At 61.4% G+C, this 23,209-nt stretch carries 27 protein-coding genes and 3 pseudogenes; 20 read left to right on the forward strand and 10 right to left on the reverse strand.

The features are described from left to right. Positions 1-45: 45 nt before the first annotated feature. From X757_RS145255 to X757_RS1000000168040, 13 genes and pseudogenes are all read left to right on the forward strand, one after another. Positions 46-906: a carbohydrate ABC transporter permease gene (locus tag X757_RS145255; RefSeq protein ID WP_023700494.1), complete on the forward strand. Its 861-nt coding sequence runs from the start codon at positions 46-48 to the stop codon at positions 904-906. 381 nt (positions 907-1,287) lie between these two features. Continuing rightward, the gene (locus X757_RS1000000169740) at positions 1,288-1,935 is read left to right on the forward strand and encodes a carbohydrate ABC transporter permease (RefSeq protein WP_373432846.1); all 648 of its coding nucleotides are present in this window, start codon (positions 1,288-1,290) and stop codon (positions 1,933-1,935) included. Continuing rightward, entirely contained in the window at positions 1,932-3,023 is a 1,092-nt protein-coding gene (locus X757_RS145250) for an ABC transporter ATP-binding protein (RefSeq protein ID WP_023669476.1), read from the forward strand. The genes X757_RS1000000169740 and X757_RS145250 overlap by 4 nt, the downstream gene beginning before the upstream one ends. Position 3,024: 1 nt before the next feature. Further along, positions 3,025-4,086 (forward strand): ABC transporter ATP-binding protein, encoded by a 1,062-nt coding sequence (locus tag X757_RS145245; RefSeq protein WP_023700491.1) that lies wholly within the window; start codon positions 3,025-3,027, stop codon positions 4,084-4,086. A gap of 35 nt (positions 4,087-4,121) precedes the next feature. Further along, positions 4,122-5,162: pseudogene (locus X757_RS01000000165000) on the forward strand (Gfo/Idh/MocA family protein). Between the two features lie 26 nt (positions 5,163-5,188). Further along, a pseudogene (locus X757_RS01000000165005) lies at positions 5,189-6,217 on the forward strand (sugar phosphate isomerase/epimerase family protein). 55 nt (positions 6,218-6,272) lie between these two features. After that, positions 6,273-7,214, forward strand: coding sequence for a substrate-binding domain-containing protein (locus tag X757_RS145240; RefSeq protein ID WP_023673173.1), 942 nt, complete (start codon positions 6,273-6,275; stop codon positions 7,212-7,214). A 61-nt stretch (positions 7,215-7,275) separates the two neighbouring features. After that, on the forward strand, positions 7,276-8,280 hold the full coding sequence (locus tag X757_RS145235) for an ABC transporter permease (RefSeq protein WP_050586906.1): 1,005 nt from the start codon (positions 7,276-7,278) through the stop codon (positions 8,278-8,280). Then, the gene (locus tag X757_RS145230) at positions 8,277-9,074 is read left to right on the forward strand and encodes an ATP-binding cassette domain-containing protein (protein WP_023689425.1); all 798 of its coding nucleotides are present in this window, start codon (positions 8,277-8,279) and stop codon (positions 9,072-9,074) included. The genes X757_RS145235 and X757_RS145230 overlap by 4 nt, the downstream gene beginning before the upstream one ends. Further along, on the forward strand, positions 9,068-10,243 hold the full coding sequence (locus X757_RS145225; RefSeq protein ID WP_023673170.1) for an aldose 1-epimerase family protein: 1,176 nt from the start codon (positions 9,068-9,070) through the stop codon (positions 10,241-10,243). The genes X757_RS145230 and X757_RS145225 overlap by 7 nt, the downstream gene beginning before the upstream one ends. Before the next feature lie 118 nt (positions 10,244-10,361). Then, complete coding sequence (locus X757_RS145220; protein WP_023700488.1) at positions 10,362-11,456, forward strand: fatty acid desaturase family protein; 1,095 nt, start codon at positions 10,362-10,364, stop codon at positions 11,454-11,456. 27 nt (positions 11,457-11,483) lie between these two features. Continuing rightward, positions 11,484-11,776 (forward strand): annotated as a pseudogene (locus X757_RS01000000165010) (Rieske 2Fe-2S domain-containing protein). A 572-nt stretch (positions 11,777-12,348) separates the two neighbouring features. Then, positions 12,349-12,516 carry a hypothetical protein gene (locus tag X757_RS1000000168040; RefSeq protein ID WP_155927361.1) on the forward strand — a complete coding sequence of 56 codons (168 nt, stop codon included), beginning with the start codon at positions 12,349-12,351 and terminating at the stop codon, positions 12,514-12,516. Between the two features lie 253 nt (positions 12,517-12,769). Here the strand turns inward: X757_RS1000000168040 and X757_RS1000000166775 are convergent, their stop codons facing one another. The 8 genes from X757_RS1000000166775 to X757_RS145195 all read right to left on the reverse strand — a co-directional run bounded on the left by X757_RS1000000166775 (position 12,770) and on the right by X757_RS145195 (position 16,511). Then, positions 12,770-12,943: a DUF3606 domain-containing protein gene (locus X757_RS1000000166775; protein WP_023700486.1), complete on the reverse strand. Its 174-nt coding sequence runs from the start codon at positions 12,941-12,943 to the stop codon at positions 12,770-12,772. A gap of 316 nt (positions 12,944-13,259) precedes the next feature. After that, the gene (locus tag X757_RS145215; RefSeq protein ID WP_023673164.1) at positions 13,260-13,466 is read right to left on the reverse strand and encodes a hypothetical protein; all 207 of its coding nucleotides are present in this window, start codon (positions 13,464-13,466) and stop codon (positions 13,260-13,262) included. A gap of 203 nt (positions 13,467-13,669) precedes the next feature. Continuing rightward, a complete protein-coding gene (locus X757_RS145210) occupies positions 13,670-14,110 on the reverse strand; it encodes a hypothetical protein (RefSeq protein WP_023707404.1) in 441 nt (146 codons plus the stop codon). A 39-nt stretch (positions 14,111-14,149) separates the two neighbouring features. Next, positions 14,150-14,506, reverse strand: coding sequence for a hypothetical protein (locus X757_RS145205; RefSeq protein WP_023685250.1), 357 nt, complete (start codon positions 14,504-14,506; stop codon positions 14,150-14,152). A gap of 75 nt (positions 14,507-14,581) precedes the next feature. Continuing rightward, positions 14,582-15,214, reverse strand: a complete 633-nt coding sequence (locus X757_RS09795; protein WP_023673161.1) for a DUF4142 domain-containing protein — start codon at positions 15,212-15,214, stop codon at positions 14,582-14,584. A gap of 458 nt (positions 15,215-15,672) precedes the next feature. After that, positions 15,673-15,900 carry a KTSC domain-containing protein gene (locus tag X757_RS145200; RefSeq protein ID WP_023673160.1) on the reverse strand — a complete coding sequence of 76 codons (228 nt, stop codon included), beginning with the start codon at positions 15,898-15,900 and terminating at the stop codon, positions 15,673-15,675. A 37-nt stretch (positions 15,901-15,937) separates the two neighbouring features. Then, positions 15,938-16,132, reverse strand: coding sequence for a hypothetical protein (locus X757_RS1000000168045; protein WP_023673158.1), 195 nt, complete (start codon positions 16,130-16,132; stop codon positions 15,938-15,940). 193 nt (positions 16,133-16,325) lie between these two features. Beyond that, on the reverse strand, positions 16,326-16,511 hold the full coding sequence (locus X757_RS145195; protein ID WP_023700484.1) for a DUF3606 domain-containing protein: 186 nt from the start codon (positions 16,509-16,511) through the stop codon (positions 16,326-16,328). A 126-nt stretch (positions 16,512-16,637) separates the two neighbouring features. Here X757_RS145195 and X757_RS145190 point away from each other — a divergent pair, with 126 nt between their 5' ends. From X757_RS145190 to X757_RS145175, 5 genes are all read left to right on the forward strand, one after another. Further along, positions 16,638-17,516, forward strand: a complete 879-nt coding sequence (locus tag X757_RS145190; protein WP_023726885.1) for an ATP-dependent DNA ligase — start codon at positions 16,638-16,640, stop codon at positions 17,514-17,516. A 71-nt stretch (positions 17,517-17,587) separates the two neighbouring features. Then, positions 17,588-17,737: a hypothetical protein gene (locus X757_RS1000000169035; RefSeq protein WP_023673151.1), complete on the forward strand. Its 150-nt coding sequence runs from the start codon at positions 17,588-17,590 to the stop codon at positions 17,735-17,737. A 23-nt stretch (positions 17,738-17,760) separates the two neighbouring features. Continuing rightward, positions 17,761-17,982, forward strand: coding sequence for a DUF768 domain-containing protein (locus X757_RS145185; RefSeq protein ID WP_023673150.1), 222 nt, complete (start codon positions 17,761-17,763; stop codon positions 17,980-17,982). Next, positions 17,979-18,209: a DUF768 domain-containing protein gene (locus tag X757_RS145180; RefSeq protein WP_023673149.1), complete on the forward strand. Its 231-nt coding sequence runs from the start codon at positions 17,979-17,981 to the stop codon at positions 18,207-18,209. Before X757_RS145185 ends, X757_RS145180 begins: the two co-directional genes overlap by 4 nt. Before the next feature lie 209 nt (positions 18,210-18,418). After that, positions 18,419-19,081: an outer membrane protein gene (locus X757_RS145175; protein ID WP_023673148.1), complete on the forward strand. Its 663-nt coding sequence runs from the start codon at positions 18,419-18,421 to the stop codon at positions 19,079-19,081. 576 nt (positions 19,082-19,657) lie between these two features. Here the strand turns inward: X757_RS145175 and X757_RS145170 are convergent. Both X757_RS145170 and X757_RS145165 read right to left on the reverse strand, forming a co-directional pair. Then, on the reverse strand, positions 19,658-19,849 hold the full coding sequence (locus X757_RS145170; protein WP_023673145.1) for a hypothetical protein: 192 nt from the start codon (positions 19,847-19,849) through the stop codon (positions 19,658-19,660). Positions 19,850-20,068: 219 nt separating this feature from the next. Further along, entirely contained in the window at positions 20,069-20,530 is a 462-nt protein-coding gene (locus tag X757_RS145165; RefSeq protein WP_023673144.1) for a MucR family transcriptional regulator, read from the reverse strand. Between the two features lie 269 nt (positions 20,531-20,799). On the opposite strand from X757_RS145165, the gene X757_RS145160 reads away from it, so the two are divergent. Both X757_RS145160 and X757_RS1000000168050 read left to right on the forward strand, forming a co-directional pair. Beyond that, positions 20,800-21,549 carry a Crp/Fnr family transcriptional regulator gene (locus X757_RS145160; RefSeq protein WP_023686036.1) on the forward strand — a complete coding sequence of 250 codons (750 nt, stop codon included), beginning with the start codon at positions 20,800-20,802 and terminating at the stop codon, positions 21,547-21,549. A gap of 1,297 nt (positions 21,550-22,846) precedes the next feature. Beyond that, positions 22,847-23,104, forward strand: a complete 258-nt coding sequence (locus X757_RS1000000168050; RefSeq protein ID WP_023731955.1) for a hypothetical protein — start codon at positions 22,847-22,849, stop codon at positions 23,102-23,104. Positions 23,105-23,209: the final 105 nt, after the last annotated feature.

A 23,209-nucleotide genomic window follows, 5' to 3' on the forward strand; every position in this document is an offset into this window, starting at 1 on the left:
TCTGTTCCTCCCCGCCGCAGTCAACGCCACCAGCAAAGCAGCCAGATGAACCGTTCCGTCCCCTTCGAGATATTCCGCTACGCCGCGATCTTCGCGGCGATGGCGGTGACGCTGGTACCGATCCTGTGGATGGTGTCGATGGCCTTCAAGCCGATCGCCGAATGGTCGGCGACCGGCGCCGACCTGACATGGTGGCCGAAGAACCCGACGCTCGGCAATTTCCAGTTCGTCTTCGGCGAGTCCAACAACAATCTGATCGTGGCGCTCGACCGCACCGCGCTGAAGCCGATCCTGTCGTCGCTGCTGTCTTCGGTGTTCGGCACGGCGATCGCAATGTCGGCGGGCACGGCTGCGGCCTACGGGCTGTCGCGTTTCGGCTCCGGCCAGAACCTGCCGCTGGCGCTGATCCAGCTCAGGCTGTTTCCGCCAATGGCGGTGATGATCCCGGTCATGATCATGTGGGCCTTCCTGAACTTCACCGACAGCTGGTTTGGCCTGGCCCTGATCTACGGCATCGTCACCCTGCCGTTCGCTTTCTGGCTCATGAAGACCTTCTTCGACGACATGCCGCGCGAGATCGAGGAAGCGGCGCTTGTCGAAGGTTGTTCGCGGCTGCGCGTCTTCACGCGCATCACGCTGCCGATGATGCGCGCACCGCTGGCCAGCGCCGCCCTCTTCGTCTTCATCCTCAACTGGTCGGACTATCTGATCGCGCTGCTGCTGACGACGCGTGAATGGGTGACGATCCCGGTCTACATGGCCTCGCTGTCCTCCTCGATGACCGGGCAGCTCTATGGCGCCAAGGCCGCGCTCGGTCTTATCGCCGCGGTGCCGCCGGTCATCATGGGCATCGCCATCCAGCGCCATCTGGTGCGCGGACTGACGTTCGGCGCGCTCAAGCAATGAGCGCGGTGACCGTGACTGTCTCAAAGGACGCAAAGGCCGCGCTTGGCAAGCCCGCGCTGCGGGACGAGGGAGCGCGGCTGGGATTCCGGCTGACGCTGCCGGCGCAGGTTTTGGTGCTCTTCATCTCCGTCTTCCCGCTGCTGATGCAGCTCTACATCAGCGTCACCGACTGGTCGCCGCTCTCCGGCCTCGGCTGGTGGAACGCATGGGAGATGTGGAACAGCTTCGCCAACTACACCGACCTTGCCGCCGATGCGCGCTTCTGGAGCGCGCTGAGGCGCACGGCCATCGTCATGGTCGTGTGCGTGCCCNACCGACCTTGCCGCCGATGCGCGCTTCTGGAGCGCGCTGAGGCGCACGGCCATCGTCATGGTCGTGTGCGTGCCCGTCGAATTCCTGCTTGGCCTGGCATTGGCGACGCTGTTCGCGGACGATTTTCCGGGCAAGCGGGTCTTCTATTCGATCCTGCTGATGCCGATGATGGTGGTTCCGGCGGTGGCCGGCTACATGTTCTTCATGCTGTTCCAGTCGGGCGGGCCGCTGAACGACATCCTGTCGGCACTCAGCGGTTCCCGCGTCACCATCGCCTGGCTGTCTGACCCCACACTGGCGCTGATCGCGGTGATCATCGCCGATATCTGGCAGTGGACGCCGCTGATGTTCCTGATCCTGCTTGCCGGCCTGGTCGGCGTGCCGCAGGACCAGATCAAGGCGGCGACCCTGCTCGGCGCCAACCCGTGGCAGCGCTTCGTCACCATCGTGCTGCCGAAGATGAAGACGATCGTCATCATCGCGCTGGCGATCCGCGTCATCGAGAACTTCAAGATCTTCGACACGCTCTACATCATGACCGGCGGCGGCCCCGGCGTCGCCACGGAGACGATCTCCGTCTACATCTACAAGGTCACGACGCAGGACCTGATCTGGGGCTATGTGGCGGCGATCGCGCTGGCCATCCTGGTCGTGCTTTCGATCGTTGCCGTATTCGCCATGAAGCGCATGGCGCGCGCAAGGCTGGTGCCGGCATGAGCGCGATCCAGCTGCGCAACCTGGTCAAGACCTTTGGCGAGTTCACGGCGCTGAAGACCATGGACCTCGACATCGCCGATGGCGAGTTCATGGCGCTGCTCGGGCCTTCGGGCTGCGGCAAGTCGACGACGATGAACATGATCGCCGGCATGGAAGAGCCGACCAGCGGCAAGATCCTGTTTGGCGAGCGCGACATGGCCGGCGTGCCCATGGGCCGCCGCGGCGTCGGCTTCGTTTTCCAGAACTACGCCATCTTCACCCACATGACGGTGCGCCAGAACCTTGCCTACGGGCCGCGGATGCGCGGTGCGGCGACAGCCGAGATCGACCGCCGCGTCGGCGCCGTCGCCGAGCTGCTGCAGTTGACGCCGCTGCTCGACCGCAAGGCCGACCGGCTCTCGGTCAACATCCTGCAGCGGGTGGCAATCGGACGCTCGGCGATCATGGAGCCGGCGATCTTCCTGCTCGACGAGCCGCTGTCCAATGTAGACGCCGCCTTCCGGGCGGTAATGCGGACCGAGCTCAAGCAGCTGCAGCGCCAGTTCAGGCAGACGATGGTCTACGTCACCCATGACCAGCTCGAGGCCATGACCATGGCCGACCGCATTGCCGTCATGGATCACGGCGTGCTGCAGCAGGTGGGAACGCCCCTGGAAGTCTACAACAATCCAGCCAATGTCTTCGTCGCCCGCTTCATCGGCGCTCCGGGCATGAACCTGCTGAAGGGAAGGCCGGCGGAGAGCGACCGGGGCCTGGTGGTCGATCTCGGGCCACTGGGGGTCACGCCGACGCTGCCGGATGCGCTGGCCGCCACCTTGCGCGGATCGCGCTCTGAGGTGCTTTACGGCTTCCGGCCCGAACAGGTGTCGCTGGTGCAGAGCGGGCAGGGCCTCGCCATGCCGGTGAGCTTCGTCGAGCGGATCGGCGCGAGGACCATCGTCCATCTCGGCGATGGCGAGACCGCCGTGAAGGCGGTGTTCGACAATGCTGTCGGACTGTCGATCGGCGAGCTTGCCGTCGTCGCCCCCGTGGCATCGTCCGTGCGTGTCTTCGATGCCCGCAGCGGCATTGCGATGAAGGCAGGTTGACATGGCCGATATCGTCTTTCGCAATGTCAGCAAGCGTTACGGCACGACGCTCGCCGTCGACGACGCCTCGTTCACCGTCAATGACAACGAATTCTTCTGCTTCTTCGGGCCGCCGCTGGCGGGCAAATCGACAATCCTGCGCCTGGTGCTCGGGCTGGAGACGCCTGACGCCGGAGAGATCCTGATCGGCGGCAAACCGGTCAACACCGTCTCGCCGGCCGAGCGCAATGTCGCCATGGTGTTCCAGAACCTGGCGCTGTTCCCGCATATGAGCGCGCGCGAAAATGTGCGTTTCCCGCTGGTCGAGCGCAAGGTCGCCGAGGCCCAGATCGAAACGCGTGTCGCCGATGTGGCCGCCAAGCTCCACATCGGCCATATTCTGCACAAGCCGCCGGCGCAGCTTTCCGGTGGCGAGCGGCAACGCGTGGCGATAGCCCGCGCCCTGGTGCGCGACCCGAACGCCTATCTGATGGACGACCCGATCTCTGCGCTCGATGCGCGGCTGCGCGAGGAAACGCGCGTCGAGCTCAAGCGCATCCAGCGCGAACTCGGCAAGACGCTGATCTACGTCACCCATGACCAGGAAGAGGCGATGTCGATCGCCGACCGCATCGCGATTCTGGAGAATGGCAGGATCCGACAGATCGGCGCCCCGTCCGAGATCTACGACCGCCCGGCGAACACCTATGTGGCGCGACTGCTTGGTTCGCCGATGATGAACATCCTCAAATCCGTTCGCGGCGAAGATGGCCTCGAGGCCGCCGAAGGCACGGTCAGCATCGACGATCGCGCTGCTCCGGCCGACGCGATCGAAATCGGGCTCAGGCCGGAGGACATCAAGGTCGGGCCCTGGGTCGAAGGGGGCGCTGGCCGCCCGGCGCGCGTATTCGAGGTCGAGCCCCTTGGCGGCTACACGGTGGTAACGCTCGCCGCCGGAGAGGCGCGGCTGAAGGCGCTGCTGCGCGGCCAGCCCGACATCAGGCCGGATGCGGTGGTAGCGATATCCTGCGAGCCGGCCCGGGTGCATTATTTCGGGCAGGACGGAGGCGCGTTGGCGAGATGATCGCGGCTGCGAAAACAGAATTGCGGGAGGAAGACATGGCGAGCGAAGGCTTCGAGCCGGACGTGAAGGTCCGCACGAAAGAATACCGTATCGGCTGCATCGGCGCCGGCATGATCATGGCCGAATGCCATCTTGCCGCCTATGCGCAGGCCGGTTTCCCAGTCGTCGCCATCGCTTCGCGCACCAAGGCCAGNGGCCGAATGCCATCTTGCCGCCTATGCGCAGGCCGGTTTCCCAGTCGTCGCCATCGCTTCGCGCACCAAGGCCAGTGCCGAGAAGGTAGCTGCACGCTGGAGCATTCCGACCGTCCACGACACACCGGAACAGCTGATCGAGGATTCCGAGGTCGAGATCGTCGACCTGGCGTTTCCGCCCGACCAGCAGCCGGCATTGATCCGCCATGCGCTGAAGCAGCCTCACATCAAGGCGATCCTGGCGCAGAAGCCGCTGGCGCTGTCGGTCGATGAAGCCGTGAAACTGCGCGACGAAGCCGCAAAGTCCGGCAAGATCCTCTCGGTCAACCAGAACATGCGCTACGACCAGTCGATGCGCGTGCTGAAGCAGATCATCGACCGCGGCGCGCTGGGCGACATCGTCTTTGCGCAGATCGACATGCATGCGATCCCGCACTGGCAGACCTTCCTTCAAGACTACGACCGGCTGACGCTGGCCAATATGAGCGTGCACCATCTCGACGTGCTGCGCTTCCTGTTCGGCGATCCCTCGGAAATCACCACCCTGACACGCAAGGACCCGCGCACGACATTCGAGCATAGCGACGGCATCACCGTCTCGACGCTGCGCTTTCCCTCCGGCGTGCTCGCCGTGTCGCTGGAGGATGTCTGGTCCGGACCGCGCCAGGAGGNGTCAGCCCGAGCTGGGACACGATGTGGTTCCCGCATGCCTTCATCGGCGTGATGGAGCAATTGCAGCATGCGGTGAAGACAGGCGCGCCGCCGGCATTATCGGTGGCCGACAACGTCAAGACGATGGCGCTGGTCGAAGCCGGCTATCGCTCGATCGACGAGGGCCGCACCGTCAAGCTTTCCGAAATCTCGATAAAATCAGCCAACTGAATCGCTTACAGGGAGGAGTTCACATCATGATGCAGGCAGGTATTTTCACGGGCTATTTCCCGTACGGGCTCGAAGAGACGGCAAAGAAGATCCGCGGGCTCGGTTTCAACACGGTGCAGCTCGACCTGCATTTCAGGGATATCGATCTGTCGGCCGGGCAGATCACTGAGGAAAAGGCCAAGCAGGTGCGCGACGTCTTCCGCGACAACAACCTGCCGATCTGCTGCGTGTCGGGCTACACCAACATTATCCACCCCGATAAAGTCGAGCGCGACAAGCGCGTCGGCTATCTCAAGGAAATCATCCGCAATGCGCGCGCCTTCGGCTCGCCCTACGTGATCTCGGAGACCGGCACCTACAACACCGAATCCGACTGGGTGCATCACNGCGCCTTCGGCTCGCCCTACGTGATCTCGGAGACCGGCACCTACAACACCGAATCCGACTGGGTGCATCACCCCAAGAACAAGACCGAGGAAGGATTCGAGGAATGCCGCAAGGTGATCTCGGAGCTTGCCCAGACGGCTTACGACCATGGGGCGGTGTTCCTGCTCGAAACCTATGTCAACAATGTCGTCGGTTCGGTCGAGGAGACGGTGAAGATGTTCGCCCAGGTCGACCATCCGGGCCTCGGCCTGCTGATGGATCCGACCAACTATTTCGAAACCCACAACATCGACCGGATGGACAGATCCTGAACCAGGTGTTCGATACGCTNCGACCGGATGGACCAGATCCTGAACCAGGTGTTCGATACGCTGACCGACAAGATCAAGATCGCGCATGCCAAGGACGTCAAGCGTTCGGGCAGCGACAAGTCGGAAAAGCATGCCGACATCGGCGACGAGGATGCGATGGAGAGCCACACGTTCCGCGGCGTCGGCGAGATCGAGCTGCCGGCGCCCGGGCTGGGCTCGCTGAATTACGATCTCTATCTCCAGCGGCTGGCGGAAAAGCACCCAAACATCCCGGTCATCATCGAGCATCTCTCGGAAGACGACGTGCCGCGCGCGAAGAAATTCCTCGACGGGAAGTTCCGCGCCAACGGGCTGTGAGCGCCGGTTGCGCCGCCGGCGCATGGCGGCGCAACTCCAACCAAGGGAGGAATGAATGTTGAAATTCGCATTGAAAGTGGCTGCCGCGGCAACGCTGGTAGCCGGGGTCTCCTTGAGCCTGCCGGCATTCGCGCAGGACGGCCAGAAGACCTTCTATCTGCTGTCGCATGGTGGCCCTTCGGACGCGTTCTGGATCGACTGGAATGCCGGCGCGACCAAGGCCTGCGACCAGCTCAAGGTGACCTGCAAGATCTCGTTCAGCGGCGGCGACATGGCGGCGCAGAAGGAGGCTTTCAACTCGGCGCTCGCCGCCAAGCCGGACGGCATCGCTACCACCTCGGCTCAGCCCGGCCTGTGGACGGAGGAGGTGAAGGCCGCCAAGGCCGCCGGCATACCGATCGTGTTCTTCAACACCGATGATCCGGCGACCGGGCGGCAGGCCTATGTCGGGGCCGACCTCAGGGAAGCGGGCGTCATCTGGGCCAAGTATCTCGTCGACCACAAGATGGTGAAGCAGGGCGACAAGGTGTTCCTGCCGGTCGAAGTGCCGGGCGCCAGCTACCAGCAGCTCGAGACCGAGGGCATCGCCAGCGTCTTCGATCCGCTCGGCATCAAGTACGACGTGGTCGATTGCGGCACCGACCCGGCCGGCATCATCGCCAAGATGACCGACTACATGGTCGCCAACAATCCGCCGGCAATCATTGCACTGGGCGATTCCGTGGCAGCAAGCATCAAACGCGTCTTCGACGGGGCCGGTGTGTCGGCCGGCAAGGTCCCGGTCGTCGGCTGGGGCAACTCAAAGGAGACGGCCGAGGCGGTCAAGTCCGGCTTCGTCAATGCTGCGGCCTGGCAGTACCCGTCGGCGCAGGGCTTCATGCCGGTGGCGCTGCTCGGGCTTGCGGCCTCTGGCGAGCCGGTCGGCTACGACATTCACACATTCAGCCTCTACGACGCCTCGAGCGTCGAGCCGATCCTGAAACTCTACAACAAGTGACGACAATCGGCGCCCGCCCCGAAATGGCGGGCGCCGGACGAAACGCATGGTCCTGACAGATATGGCAATCACAGCAGACGACGACACGCAGCGAGCGAAGGGCAGGTCTGCGCTGCTGCGTTCGCCGCAATTCTCCTCGCTCATCATCCTCATCGTGCTGCTCGTGGTTTTCGCCATCGCCGACGGCAACTTCCTGTCGCCGCTCAACATATCCAACATGATGGCGTTCCTGCCCGAGCTCGGCATCATCGCTCTCGGCATGACGCTGCTGCTGACGGCGGGCGAGTTCGATCTGTCGGTCGGCGCCGTGTTCGGCCTTGCGCCCGTCGTGGTGATGCTGCTGGTGCAGAATGGCGGTATCGACATCGGCGTCGCCCTCCTGGCCGGGCTTGTGCTGTGCATCGCGATCGGCGCCATCAACGGGCTGATCGTCACCAAGATCGGCATTTCCTCGTTCCTGGTCACGCTGTCGATGCTGCTCGTCGTGCGCGGCGCGGCGCTCTACATCACGCAGGGATTCCCCCTGAAGTCGTGGGACCAGCCCGGCTTCTTCGTCACGCTGCTTGCCGGCAGCTTCAATGTAGGCTCGTTCCGGTTCTACACCTCGCTCTGGTGGTTCATCGGCCTGTCGCTGCTGGCGATTTACATCCTGCGCTACGCCAAGCTCGGCAACTGGATCAGCGCCATCGGCAGCAACCGCAACGCAGCGGTGGCGCGCGGCGTGCCGGCCGACGCGGTCAAGATCTGGCTGTTCATCCTGACCTCGGTGGTGGCCGGGCTGGCCGGCATGATCAGCGCGTTCCGGATTTCGGCCGCCTCGCCGGTGGCCGGCACCGGCTACGAACTCGAAGTGATCGCCATGGTGGTGGTCGGCGGCACGGCGCTCACCGGCGGGCGCGGCACCATCCTCGGCACCATCGTCGGCGCGCTGATGCTGCGCGCCATCCGCAACGGCATCGTGCTGATCGGCGTGCCGGGCTTGGCATACAACATCTTCGTCGGCGTCATCATCCTCGCCATGCTCATCCTGCACGCTTTGCTGCAGAAGAACGCCGCAAGGAGCTGACGATGGAAGTGCTGCGTCTGCAAGACCTGCAAAAGTCCTTCGGCAACGTGCGTGCGCTGAAGAACGCCTCGTTCACCCTCAACGAAGGCGAGGTGGTTGCCCTGCTCGGCGACAATGGCGCCGGCAAGTCAACGCTGATCAAAGCGATCTCCGGCGTCTTCCCGGCCGACCACGGCGACATCTTCGTGCGCGGCGAGAAGGCATCGATCCGCTCGACGCGCGACGCGATGGACCTCGGCATCGAGACCATCCATCAGGACACATCGCTCGCGCCGGACCTCAGCATCGCGCGCAATCTTTTCCTGGGCCGGGAGCCGGTCAATTTCGGCTGGCTCGGCGTGTTCGCGCCGCTCGATCTCGCCAAGCTTCGCAACGCCGCCTCGGCGCTGCTGAAGCGGGTCGGCATTTCGAAAAAGCTCGATGCCGATGCACTGGTGAGCACGCTCTCGGGCGGTGAGCGGCAATCGATCGCGATCTCGCGCGCCATGCAGTTCGCCGCCAAGGTGATCATACTCGACGAGCCGACCAACAATCTTGGCGTCGAGGAAACCCACGGCGTGCTGCGCTTCGTCAAGGAGGTGCGCGACGCCGGCCACTCGGTGCTGCTCATCACCCACAACATCCACCACGTGTTCCAGGTCGCCGACCGCATCATCGTCATGCGCCGCGGCGAAATCGTCGCGGAACAGACGGTCGCCGACACCGACCTGTTGACGGTGGAAAGCATCATCACCGGCGCCGACATGTCGGCCTTGCTCAAGGAGGCGGGCAAAGTGAAGGACGTCGCATGGTAGAGCTTTACGGCAAGACGCTGTCGCGAAGGCAGGTGGCCGAGCGGTCCGGCATGCTGTCGCAGTTTGCCGGTGTGCGGCTTATGACGCTCGGCGACGGCGTGGAGCGCGGCATCCGGATGCTCGAGTTCCGCACCGGCTCCGGCCTGCGCTTCACGGCGCTGGTCGACCGGGCGCTTGATATCGCCGATTGCGACTTCCGGGGCCAGGCGATCGGCTGGCATTCGCCGAGCGGCTTTCGCCACCCCGGACTGCACGAGCATGAAGGGGAGGACGGTTTCGCCTTTGGCCGGTCGTTCTCGGGGCTGCTCGTCACCTGCGGCCTCGATCATATACTGGGCCGGCAAGACGTGCCGGCCGAAAGCTACAATTATCCCGGGCGCAAGCGGGTATTGCACTCGCTGCATGGCCGCATCGGCACCGTGCCGGCGCGGCTGACCGGCTACGGCGAGGCCTGGGACGGCGACCGCTGCGTGCTGTGGGCGGAAGGCATCGTCCAGCAGGCAACCGTGTTCGGCGAGGATCTCCATTTGCTGCGCCGCATCGAGGCCGATGTCGGCGGCAGCGAGATCCGCCTGTCGGACCGCGTCGTCAATCACGGTTTCAGCCGCACGCCGCATATGTATTTCTATCACGTCAATGTCAGCCATCCCTTGCTCGACGAGGGTTCGCGCTACCTGGCGCCGATCCGGGATGTCGTCTGGGCGGCGCACGCCGGCGAACGCTACGAGGCGCAGAAAGTCGGCTACCGAACCGTGCCGGCGCCGCAGCTGGGGTTCAGCGAGCAGGTCTGGGAGCACGAGCTTGGCTCCGATGCGGCGGGCGAGGTGCCGGTGGCCGTCGTCAATGACCACCTGGGCCTCGGCTTCGAGGTCGTTACCCGCAAGGATCAGCTGCCCTGCACCTATCAGTGGCAGAACTTCCAGGCCGGCCTATATGCGTTGGGAATCGAACCTTCGACGCATCATGTTCTGGGCAATCTCGCCGCGCGCGAACGGGGCGAGATGATCTGGCTGGACCATGGCGAAAGCCGCTCCTATGACGCCGTGTTCCGGGTGCTCGACGGTGCCGGCCAGATCGCCCAAGCGGAAGCGAGGATAGGATCGATCGCCCGGCAGCCGCAACAGGATTACCCTGCGCCGTCGGGCGCTTTTGCGAGACTGCAGGCGTGACCGGCTTGAAACGCACGATCGGTTGCCGCGGCGGGCGGGAAGTGCGCCGGAATACGGAAGCAGGCGCGGCCCGGCCGGCCCCAGGCGGCCCTTGCGGAGCGCAGGCGGGAAAGCGGAGATGACGATGACGGCAAGCAGGAAGCGCGACTACAGCCTGGTCGGTGAAAGCACCAAGCGCGCCATTGAGACCGGATTGGCTTCGGCCGAATGGTATCACACCGATGTCCCGCGCAAGGCGATCAAGGAGTTGATGCAACGCTCCGACGGGCCGGCGATCCGCGACACGATCATCTGGGTCGCCGCGATCCTGGTGTCGGCCGCCGGCATCGTATGGTTCTGGGCCACGTGGTGGGTGGTGCCGTTCCTGTTCGTCTATGGCGTGCTTTACGGCTCGTCCAGCGACTCGCGCTGGCACGAATGCGGCCACGGTACCGCGTTCCGGACGCGCTGGATGAACGATGTCGTCTACCAGATCTCAAGCTTCATGCTGATGCGCAACCCCGTGCAATGGCGCTGGAGCCATGCCCGCCATCACACCGATACCATCATCGTCGGCCGCGATGCCGAAATCGCCGTCATGCGCCCCCCAGATCTGCTGCGGGCGGCGCTCGCCTTCACCGGTATTCTCGATTTCCGCTATTCGCTGCCGGCGCTGGTGCGCCAGGCGTTCGGCAAGCTGTCCGATGAAGAGAAGAGCTATATCCCCGAGATGGAGCAGCACAAGGCGGTGATCGCTGCGCGCTGGCATGTCGCCATCTATGCGGCGACAGTCGGGCTGACGCTGTTCACGTGGTCGCTGCTGCCGCTGGTGCTGATCGGCCTGCCGCGCCTCTATGGCAGCTGGCACATGGTGCTGACAGGGTTGCTGCAGCATATCGGCCTGGCCGACAACGTGGTCGACCATCGGCTGAACACCCGCACCGTCTACATGAACCCGGTCAGCCGCTTCATCTACTGGAACATGAATTATCACGTCGAACACCACATGTTCCCGATGGTGCCCTATCATGCGCTGCCGAGGCTGCACGAGCTGATCAAGCACGACCTGCCGGTAGCGAACCCATCGATGTGGCATGCCTATCGCGAGGTCTGGCCGGTGCTGCTGAAGCAGCTGCGGTACGAGGATTTTTATCTCAAGCGCGAATTGCCGCCGACAGCCAGACCCTATCGCGGCGAATTTCACCAGGTGGATATGTCGGCGGCGGCTGAATAGCCATAGCGGATGGTGCGGGAGCCGGAGATGGCCGACTGGATTGAAGCGTGCGCGGTCGATGACATCGAGGAAGAGGATGTCATCTGCTTCGATCCTCGCGGTTTGCCGCTCGCCCGATGACGAGCTCTTCGCCACCGACGGATATTGGACCCATGAGAAGGCGCATCTAGCCGAAGGGCTGGTGATCGACGACGTCATCGAATGCCTTGAAGCACATTGGCCGCTCTGCGACCGGCCAGGTCAAGGGCGCGCCGGTCTGCGTCAAGCTCGCGATCTATCCGTTGAGAATCGAGGCCGGCAAGGTGATGATCCAGATCTGACGCGTGGTAACCGGTCCAGCACCGCGTTTAGCAAACTCAGAGTGACGTTTTCCTGAGCCGAAAGAGACAGACCGTCGCCGACGGGCGCGCCATGGAGGGTAAGCGCCAGCTGACCATGCTGCGCGTGCTGGTCATGGACGTGGCCGAGGGCCGCCGACCGGGCTGAGGTCGATCGTCTCGATGCCGCCGGAGTTGTGCTGAACCCTAGATCGCGATGCGGCCCCCAGCCTGTTCACCGTGCCGGGCTAGAATTTCTTCGAGATCGGCACCGCCGACTGTTTTCTAAGTTGGGCTTTCCGGCTCCACAAGACGGGCACCGACGCCGTCATTGCAGCGCCGGCTATGCCACGGTCACCGTGCCCAGACATATGTGCTTGGCCATTTGACCCTGATCGACGAGGTCCTGATTCACTGCTGCTTCTGCTGATCAGCTTTGAGGTGCTGATTGTGCGGTTTGATCTGGCAGCGTTGATACTGGGCGCTACCGCGATCGAAGCGGAAGGACAGCGCCTACCGCAGCGGCAAAACGACCGCCTGAACAAGATCAGTGTGAGGGAAGGAGATGGAATTTATTGGTGCGCAGCGAGCGCGGCAAAGCTGCGCAGGTGATCGTGGCTGGAAAGCGTCGCTACAAAGGCTGTGCGTTGTCAGTTTGGAAGCCGACACGCGTCCGGCAGACGACGGTGATCTCGCTGGCTGACTGCGGCGCGGGATTATTATTGAACGACGGCAGGAAGTAGGCTCGGTGCCACGCCGTGCGTCCAGGACTCGGGTTGGAGTGGATTATGGTTCGGGGTGACCATAGCCGATCTGCGCAGCCTCGAACCTCCAGCGCTTGCCGCATGTTGGGCAGGGGTACAATTTTCACTTTCACGCTCGACCTGCTCCGCGTGTGCGTCAGGATGATGCTACACTCAAATTCTCACCACGGCTCAAGGTTCTCCTCGGCAGCGAGGCTTCATGCCGTAAGCGAGCCGCCCCGGGAAACTGATTTCAATTCCTTCGCAGCCGCAACGAGGCGCGGTCATTCCCGGCGGCTTTGATGAGCTCCATCACCTGCTCAGGCGTGATGCCGTTCTGCTGGGCAAAATGGAAGAGTTCGTTGCGTTCGTTGGACGAGACCCGGTTCCTGTCGCGAAAATCACGCTCGGTTTTGTTGTCCGTCATCATCTTCTCCTTTCAACCTCAATTCGCCGACCCGAACCGCCCGCTGGAGCAAAACCCGAGACCGCCCAACGCGGAGGCTGATCGAGCCTCGCTAGGGCTGCTGCGAGTAGACGAAAGCTCCAACTGGCGAAAGCTGGGGGAGCTTGTCCAACGCCGGGGTGGGCTCGGTGCACGCCGTGGCATCGCTTCGGCGACTTTAACCACCCGCCCAGAACACGGATGGGAGCAGCCTCGGAAAGATCCGCCCACCAGGCAATGAAGCTACGCGAACACCGAGTTCCTCGTCCTGTAGCATCAGCAGACGCTCGTGGATGTCTTACCCGGCATTCTCGCCGGAATGATCGAAGTGGATGGCGAGGCCAAAGGCGAGCGCTCGCTCGGCGATCATATTGACAAGATGGCTTTCGCCGATCGACAGCGCCGGAACGGCCTCTTTCAACGCCTCGAGAGCGTGCCGTATCGACAAAAGACCCCGCCGCTTGCGGCTGCTCACATATTGATCGATCAGGGATTCCAGTGGCATCTGCCTGCCTCCGCTTCGGACAGGATCTCGTAGCGTGGCTGCGGAGCAACAGCATTCACATTGGTTAAGAGATGGCGGCGAACGCCATCATGCATGCCGCCAAAAACAGACGGCGGTGGGGCTGGCTGATTTACCCCGGGTTGGAGCGCTACCCTCGGGTAAGCATGGCACGACCGTCGCGCCGGGTTCGGACATTTTCGGTGCTACTGCTCCGGTACCGCGGAGGTTTGTGGATGGTTGCGTGCCGCCTCGGCGATTTCCGGAATGAATTTCGTCGCGGTGCAGCTTCGGTTTACATTGGCGCGGGCGGTAAATACCTCTTGCCCGCAGACTTGCGAAGCGAGCGCGATCGGCACGTGCACCGCCAGTGGCAACTCGGTCTCAGCCACTCCCAGATGTCTTGCAACCTGTTGCTTCACCTCCGGCCGGCCGAGCGAGACGTCAACGCCGACATCATCCTTGGCGGTCGGCGACGATCCTTGCGCCGGCAGTCGACCCTGCTTGGCTGTTTGCGACGAGTCGCCGGATTGCTGCGCGGGCTGACTTGTCTGCGCAGATGCCTCGACGCCCAAAGTCAGCGAGGCCGCCAGTCCCAAAAAAGCCCGGAGCCCCAAAGACGCAACCCGAAGTCCGAATGTGCTCATTGTCATGTTCCTCACCGTGCGGGGTTCAACCTGGCGCGCTCAGAGTTCGGTGTTGCTTCGGCCTCTTTCGAAGACAGGGATGTCTTCCTCCTCCTCATCATTGTCACCGGTTGGTATGTCCTCGGCGTAGCTGCGGGTCAGTTCCTCGGTTTCGCTTAAGCCGTCGATCGTCTCATTGGCGCCTGCCCCTTCATCATGACGACCGGTAATTTCGCTGCGGGGCCTTGCGCCGATCGGCTGGTCGACATCGTCGGCTCCCCCGAAACCTGGCTCCGCGCCGTGCCTGTCTTCGTGGCCCACGGGGCTGTCCAACACGGCGGCATCCTCCGGGCGAATGGGTTCATCATTGGCGAAGTCACTTCGTCTCGAATGCGAGGTCTCGTTTTGCTTTGGCATGTCAGGTCTCCTGTTCGTTTGGCAAATTCGACGACGCTGGTGCTTGCACGCCGGACTACCTGAGCGACGCACCCTTTAGAGCCTGCATCGACGACCGCTTGAAGGTTGCAGCGTCCCTGGGGGCGGAGGCAGTGCCAGAGGGTTGGCACAGACTCCACAGCGCCGCGAAGAACCAACGTCGTGGCCAGATCCACTCAGCCCTGAGAACCGCTCTTGCTCAGTTGCTGGGCATGTTTGAAATGCTGCCGGATGAGCCGGCGCGGTCTTTTTCGCATGGGCCGCCAAATGTTTTTCCTGACCGTTTTCCGCATAGGAGGTCATCAGCGTCAGGGCTTCCTGGTGCGCTGCAACCTGGGCGTCGACGTAGGCGTTATCGAACGCCCCGCTGCTGTCGTTGCTCAATGCTTCCAATTGGGCAGCATGCTTGCTTGTCATCTCCGGTGCCACTGCGACGTCGTCCTTCTTTGCCGCCGCAATGAGCCGCTTGGAAGAATTCGTGTGGTCCTTGATCATCATGCGAGCGAATTCCTTCACTCGTGATGTCTTCGATTTCCGCAGCGCCAACTCACTCGACTGGATCTCGAACATGTCTGAACTCGCAGCTGCTTTGACAAATTCCTGCGGGGACGTCGTCGCGGTCTGAGCCATTGCCCCCGGGCTGATGAGACCGATGGCGATCGCAGCCAAAAGCACTTTGACGAAATGCATGTTGTGCTCCCAACACGGCCGAGCTGCCGTTGTTCCCCTTTTTGTGACAATAAATACCGGGCGGCAGGCGTAGACCCCGAATGGCTCCTGCTCAGCGCTTTGATCATAGATCCGGCCGTATTGCAGGACCGGTGACTGCGCGGAGCTCAGCGCGGTTCTCCGACAAGGCACTATGATCGCAGAGCAGCCGACCGACTTCGTAAGCCCAGTGGATGCGCAGGAGTGCGCTGTTTGCCGACCCGTCGCCGTGGGTCACGCGTCGTGGCAGACCTGTCCGACAGGTCCATGAAACTTCTGCAAAACTGCGATGATGATGGGCAAATAGGCCCAGCACCTAGCTTAGTATAATACGCGCCCGCTGGCCCGGCCGGCCGGCTTTTCGTTTGCCCTCGGAACCTGGTCAATTCGCACAGTTGCTCCCCTGCGATGGCGCGGGCCGCCTCGAATCTGAAATTCTGTCAATCGCCCGATGCGGCTGCTGCCCTCCCTGCCGCGAGCCGGAATGCATAACGATTGCGGATGTGGCTGTTAAAATAGACGCCCTTGGCAAAGGCAGCTTTGAACGCGGCAACGGCCTCAGCAGGTACGTCCAAAAACTCGTAATGCTTCCCGCTCGCTACAAACCAAACCGAGAGAACCCTGGTGTTCGGGTCATAGTCGAACTTGCGTATCGAAGTCGACGGCATGGTATGCCATCCAAACTCAGCCGGGTTGGATCGCCAGCTACAGGCTGAAACAGTATTCGAAGACGTGCCCGCGCTTCTCGTCGGCAACCCTGATCCAAATGGGTTCGCTGGTGCGCAGGGTGACGTCGCGCTCCGTCGCTTCCCGCGCCGCCCTGATCGGCGTTGTCGCGTGCACGATGTGGGTAGCCGTCACGGTATCGCCATCCATTTCCTCAACGTGGTATTTCGGCACTTGTGTTCCTAAGCGTCTAGTTCGAGAGGCTGATCGTGATCCGGATCGGCATGATAAGCGACCTGGCGAAAATCGCGCATATCGATCTGTTGCCCGCAAACAGGGCAAGGGAGGAAATGCGCGAGTTCGCTCGCGGGCGGGCCGTCATGTCGGTGCCCAATTATTGGTCTGCCGAGATCCGATAGCCTGGTCATTATTTCCGCAGAGCCTTCGCTTCTCGCTCCAGCGTTTCGCGTTGGTTGCCGTGCTTCGCGATCAATTCCTTGACCTGCTGCGGGGTGATCCCGGCCTTGGCTGCGAAATACTCGACTTCATAATCCTCATCGGCCGAGACCCGGTCCCGATCGCGAAAGTCCCGCTTGCTCTTGTCGTCGGCCATATCGATTCCTCCTTCGCTCATCCCGCAACGCCGAGTTGACGTGTTTGTTGCACCCAAGAGGCTGATTTCCGGTTTCGGAACTATTTTAGCTCAATCTTATTGAATCGCCGGAGGGCGGATCAGTGCATGCGTTTGAAGTTCATCGAGCCGTTGATGCCGACCCTTGTGGAGAACCCTCCCGAGGGTGAAGGCTGGACCCACGAGGTCAAGTTCGACGGCTACCGATCGCAGATGATCATCGATGAAGACGGCACACGCATTTATACGCGCAACGGCCACGACTGGACTGCGAAATATCGCGACCTGGTGGGGGAGGCAAAGAGTCTTGGTGCCGAAAGCGCGATTGTCGACGGTGAGATCATCGTCTTGAACGAAGCTGGCTTTTCGGACTTCGGCGATCTGCGCAAAGCGATCACCCGCCGACAGCAAGACCTCTATTTCGTCGCCTTCGATCTATTGCACCTCAATGGGCACGATCTGCGCGACATGGCGCTTGAGGTGCGGCGCGAGATCCTGGCCAGCATGATCAAGCCCGGGCGGCGTATTCAGTTCAGCGAGCCTCTGCCCGGCGAAGCCAAGGCGATCCTCCACTTGCTCGACCAAGCCGGACTTGAAGGCATGGTGTCGAAGCGGAAGGACAGCAAATACCGCAGCGGTCCGTCAGCCAACTGGCTGAAGGCCAAGTGCTATGCGATCGACGAGTTCGATCTGCTCGGCGTCGAGCGTGAAGCGGGCAAGCCGGCTTTCGCTCTCATGGCCGAGCGGGGCACAGGGCGCTATGTCGGCAGCGCGTTCGTCACCTTGAACCGGGAAATGCGCGAGAGGCTATGGAAACGCGTCCAAGAGCACCCAGGCACGGCGCCCAAGGGCGTCATGAAGCGGCCTGCGACGCAATGGGTCAAGCCGGGGCTGATCGGCCGCGTAAAGCACCTGCGCGGCGAGGATGACCTGCGCCACGCCTCACTGCAGGACTTCCGAGAGGATGACACAGATGGCCGTGGCTAGGAAAGATCAGGAGCGCGCCACCTACGCCTGGATGTACGCCCAAGCGAGCAAGGATGGCAAGGAGACGTGCGGTGCCAGCCTACTGGGGAGAGCATGCCGACGCGTGGCTGCAGGGCTTTGACGGTGAGCCGGTGGCCGCCTTCGGCAAGACCAAGACTGTCAACGACGAAATGGAAGCCGAGGTCGACGAAGCTGCCGTCGAGCGCCCTGCTGGAACCTAAGCGCTGGATCGAGCTTAGGCTTCATGAGCACACGCGGCGTCAACTTTCTCGATCGCTGGATCGGCAACAATTTCCCCGAAACGGCTAAAACCGACGCCGTTTCGGTAAGTGAGTACATACACAAATTGTATGCCGACGCTAAAGCCTTGACGATCGAGCGCGAAGAGATCGACGAAGAGGTTGATAGCCTATATCGGACGCTGGTCGATGCCGTCGTGCACTTTGCCCCAGGTGTTTCCGAATGAGCAAGCCGGCCGTCCTATTTTTGAACCAATGGATAAAAAAACACGATCTATCCGACGCCGGTGCGCCGAAAGAGCGAGCGGAGATCGAGCAGCTCGCAAAGCGCCTAATCGCCGACGCGGAGGCTGAGGGGATTGCGGAAAGCGAGCTGACCGAGGCGTTCGACGACAAGGAGGTCGACAGCCTTTATCGTACCCTCCTCGATGTTAATTCTGGGATACCGGAATGAGTGTTCCCGGCCTGAAGGTTCCGGACAGTTTGGGTGGCCGAGCAGTTGCCCACTGTGGCGAGGGGCGATCCGATCGCCACCAGCGAGTTGGCATAAGGTTCTCATGTAAGTGCGGGCGGCCGATTTGAATTCGGCCAACTGTGGCAGAAAAACAACTGCATCAATCGGCGCGCTCTGCTACCAAAAAGGTTAGTTACAGGAGATCACCTATGAAGAAGCTGCTTCTTGGTCTGTCGTTGTCTCTGCTGGCTTCGTCGGCGTATGCTGCCGATGCCATCGTTGCAGAAGCCGCGCCGGTCTTTAGCTGGACGGGTGGGTATGTCGGCCTACAGGCAGGCTATGCTTGGGGGAATGGCAACATAGACGAAATCGGTGGGCCGGGCTTTGTCGACACAGATCCCGACGGGTTCCTTGGTGGCGTCTACGCCGGTTACAACTATCAGATGTCCAATAACATTGTGATTGGCGCGGAGCTGGACGTCGTATATGCGAATGTTGATGGCAGCGGCCAAGTCTTCAGCGCTCCTGGTATCCCGATCCCGGGCGGCATCGCCACCGAAGAACTCAACTGGAGTGCGGCGGCAAGACTGCGCCTAGGATATGCCGTTGATCGCTTTCTTCCTTATATTGCGGGTGGCGTTGCGTTTGGCGATGTCGACATAAGTAATAATGGAGGCGGACCTTCGTTCGGAGATACATTCACAGGATGGACGATAGGCGTGGGCTTGGATTATGCCATGACCGACAATCTGCTGCTGCGAGGCGAGTATCGCTATACCGACTTCGGTACAGAATCCTTTGGTGGTCTGGTCAATGCCGACGTTGATCTGAAGACCAACGAGGTTCGCTTCGGCATCGCCTACAAGTTCTAATCCCCTGATGTCATAATAGCCTGTCGCTCACCGCGACGGGCTTTTTTGTGCAAGAACCGTTTGCGGCGATCCCCTCAACGGAGTTCGCTACCATGGTCAAGACGAAAACCCCTCACAACACGTTTCGCAGGAACAGCTCGCCCGCTTCAAGATCGAGGCGGAACGGCTGCACAAGGCAATCGTCGGCCCGATTGTCGCCGATCTGCGACAATCACCAGGCCGTGCAGGATCCGCATGAAGTGCTGCTCAAGAACGTGAACAATCACCGACAGGGATGCGCTATCCGATGGCCTCTTACAGGTCCGGCGTCGCTGCCTAGTGCTGGATAGGTGGAGTCCCGAGACCGGGGAAGGGCAGCACGTTGCCGCCCGTCCCCCGCCGGCGGCGCAGTTCAACCTCTCGATAGACGAGGATGCCCATCACCATTTCCGCGCTGGCGATTTCCGATCTCGATGGCAACGACTTGAGCTATTGGTGCAGTTGTCGCGTTTCCATGGTCGCAATGTGGCCGGCGATGGCTTCGATGCTATCGCCCAAATTCGCCAGTAACCCTGCGGACCTCTGCATATGCTTGCTCTACAGCCGCGAAAACGTGTTGAGATGCAGACGCGACCTTTGGCCTTCTGCAAAGGCCACGGCATAGGATTCGAGCTTGAATGATCGGGTGAGTTCCTGGTCTTCCTCGATCACGCGGACAAACCACTCGCCACAGGGTTTGCCAACTTCGACACAAGGGCGTGCTTTGCGAATTGGAATTATGTCAGCCATGGCGTTGCCTCCCAGCAATCAGGCCAAGCGGAGATTAACGTCGTAAGCGGCCTACAACAAGAAAAGATTGGGCAGCAATACGAAGCTGAGGTGTGGGCCACAAATGGCCGGCGCCATGGGTTGGGGAACCTGGGTGGGCACCGGCCAAGAGCGGACAGGTCCGCCGCGATGCATACATCGCCGATTGGTGCCGCGGTGGTAATGGTGTGATCGCGGAAGCTACGCTTTAGCCTTAGCCGTCGGCCTTGCCTTGCCCGTTGCAGTTGCCGTGGGCTGCGGTGCCTTCCTACCCAGACCGATCGACTTCGCCATGGCAGACCGTGAGGCCGCATAGTTGGGAGCGACCATCGGATAAGTGGATGGCAAGTTCCACTTCGTTCGATACGCGTCAGGAGTGAGACCGAAATCCACGCGCAGATGTCGCCGAAGGGTTTTGAACCGCTTACCATCTTCAAGACAGATGATGTAATCGGGAAATACTGACCTTTTTGGATTTACCGCAGGCACTGGTTCTTCGGTCGCGGCAGCCACGCGATGGCCAATCCCAGACAGCGACCCGTGCACTGAGGCTATCAGGTCCGCCAAGCCCGCGACCGGCACGGGATTGTTGCTGACGTACGCGGATACCACATCCGCCGTGAGTTCTACCAGTTCAGCGGCGTGGTCGGGGGCGTCGGTCATGGTGTGAGTCCTCGAATTTGAGAACGATCTATTATAGCTGCTGCCGCAGCTGCGCAACTCGAGGCCCGATGATGGGCCGCTTCCCTCGTAAGCACCAATCCTGTTGAGCCTGTGTTTGCCGATGGGGAAAGGACCATCGGAAGCAGTGCCAGACTTATCACAGGTTAAGTCGGTCCGGTGTTTATGATATAAGGTCGGGCATCATTCGCGTTCTGCTGGCCGCGGGTGACTGAGAGACCATAGCGCTCCCGCCCAAACGGAGAGCCGACATGCTTTATCAAAGCCCCTTAACCGCCAAGTTCCATCGTGCCTTCACCCTCACGTCAGGTGAGCGTCAAGCTCTCGACGCGGTAAGAATAAGGATCGTTGCGATTGGCGCAAACCAGAACTTGGTCCGGGAAGGCGACCAGCCGTCCCGGTGCATAATGGTCCTGGCTGGCTTAGCCAGCACCTCGAAGGTAACAGGAGACGGGAAGCGTCAGGTCACTGCTTATCATGTGCCTGGCGACATGCCCGATCTGTTGAGCCTGCACCTCGATCTGTTGGATAGCGACGTTCGAACGGTGAGCGCTTGCAGTGTTGGCTTCATAGATCACTCGGCTATCCGGCTGCTCTGCGAACGCCACCCCAGGCTGGCGGCAAATCTTTGGCGAACGACACTGGTTGATGCATCGATTTTTCGCGAATGGGTGGTCAATGTCGGGAAGCGCCAAGCGCTTGGCCGAGTGGCCCACCTTCTCTGTGAAATCATGCTACGTATGGAAGATGCCGGACTTGCGTCCGATCAAACCTGCGCTTTTGGTGTGACTCAAGCTGACCTTGGCGAGGCGACAGGGCTGTCGGCAGTCCACATCAACCGCACGCTCAAGTCTCTTCGGGAGAAGCACCTTACATCACTTGTGAATGGCCAATTGACCATCCATGATTGGGAAGGACTGGCCTTTCTTGCTGAGTTCCGGCACGATTACCTGCACTCAGCAAGGAACAATAAAACGGCCGAGTTCATGTCAATGCACTGATTGCTCCAGGGAAAAATCGCCAGAAATGCGGATTGGCTCCAAGGGTAGCCGGACCACTTGTTGGCCTTCGCTGGCCATCAGCGGTGCGATCGCCCCCCAACATGGTCAATGCTTTGATGGCGCGTCGAAGCGTTAGCGCAGCCCACATGGGCGTTGACTGTCCGTATGGCCGTCTGCGTAGCACCATCCATCCCCTCAACGTGATACTTCGGCACTACAGGGTTTCCACCTCTCTTCATGGCTTTCGATTGGCCGCGCGATCGACCAATTTGTGGGCTCAGCCGCATCAATTCGAGCCCCGCTATTGGCTAGCGACTGTGGAAGAGGTTCCTGGGGCACACCATGCCGGGCGGAGTTGCTAGCTACCGACGCGTAGGAACAAAAGTGCCGAAATACCGTGTTGAGGAGATGGCTGGCAGGCGATGCCGTGACGGCCACCCACACCGTCAACGCGAAAACTCCGATCAGGGCGGCGCGCGAAGCGGCGGAACGAGACGTCATTCTACGCCCGGCCACATCTTCGAATACAGTTCAGCCTGTAGGGCGGTCCATACCCGGCTGGCCGCGGCTCACGCTGGTTTCTTGAAACGCACCATGCCGTCGACCTCGATGCCCAAGTTCGACTATTGACCCGGACCAGGGTTCTCTGTCTGGTTTTGAGCCAGGGGGGAAGCAATACGATTTNATGGCAGGCGATGCCGTGACGGCCACCCACACCGTCAACGCGAAAACTCCGATCAGGGCGGCGCGCGAAGCGGCGGAACGAGACGTCATTCTACGCCCGGTCACATCTTCGAATACAGTTCAGCCTGTAGGGCGGTCCATACCCGGCTGGCCGCGGCTCACGCTGGTTTCTTGAAACGCACCATGCCGTCGACCTCGATGCGCAAGTTCGACTATTGACCCGGACCAGGGTTCTCTGTCTGGTGTTGAGCCAGGGGGGAAGCAATACGATTTCCTGGACGTGCCGCTTGAGGCGTTTGTCGCGTTCAAATCTGCCTTCGCCAAGGCCGCTTTCAACAATCACATCGCAACCAACTATGCATTCCGGCTCGCCCAAGAAAAGGCTGCAGGCTCGTTGGACGATTAAGGGAGGTTCTTTCAGAAAAACGGCCCGCGCTGATCGAAGGGCGCACGGGCCGGACCGTTGCCGCCGGTCGGCAGCGGGAGGCATCCATTCCGGCCGGTGCAAACAGGCCTCTCCCGGCACAATTAGCAACCTTCGGCAGTCGTTTTCATCTGTCCAGGGGCTGCGGACTTGGCACTGGTGTCATCCTGTTGACCAGGAGCGGCCTGCTTGGCACTGCCACTCTGCTGGCCCGGCGCACAGTCCTTCGCTGAGTTCGAATTGGTCGACTTCGTTGTGGTCGAATCCGTGTTGTTATCTGTCGTCGGCATCGTTGTGGTAGTGGAGGAGCCACTCGACGTCGTCCCTGTTGTCCCCGTCGTCCCCGCGAACGCAAGCCCGCTGGAAACAGCCATCATGGCAGTGGCAAAAAGAAGCCGCTTCATTCTTCATCTCCTAATGACAAGTAATGTCCCTTCCATTCGATAACGGGGGATGCGAAGGATCGGTTCCAATGCGATCTTGTGTTGACCGGCAGCTTTGGGGAGGCCATTAGCGGACTGGCAGCCTTCAGGCGGCGGATCTTCGGTAGCT

The sequence above is a fragment of the Mesorhizobium sp. LSHC412B00 genome, from assembly GCF_000503035.1.
In the GTDB taxonomy this organism is placed as follows: domain Bacteria; phylum Pseudomonadota; class Alphaproteobacteria; order Rhizobiales; family Rhizobiaceae; genus Mesorhizobium.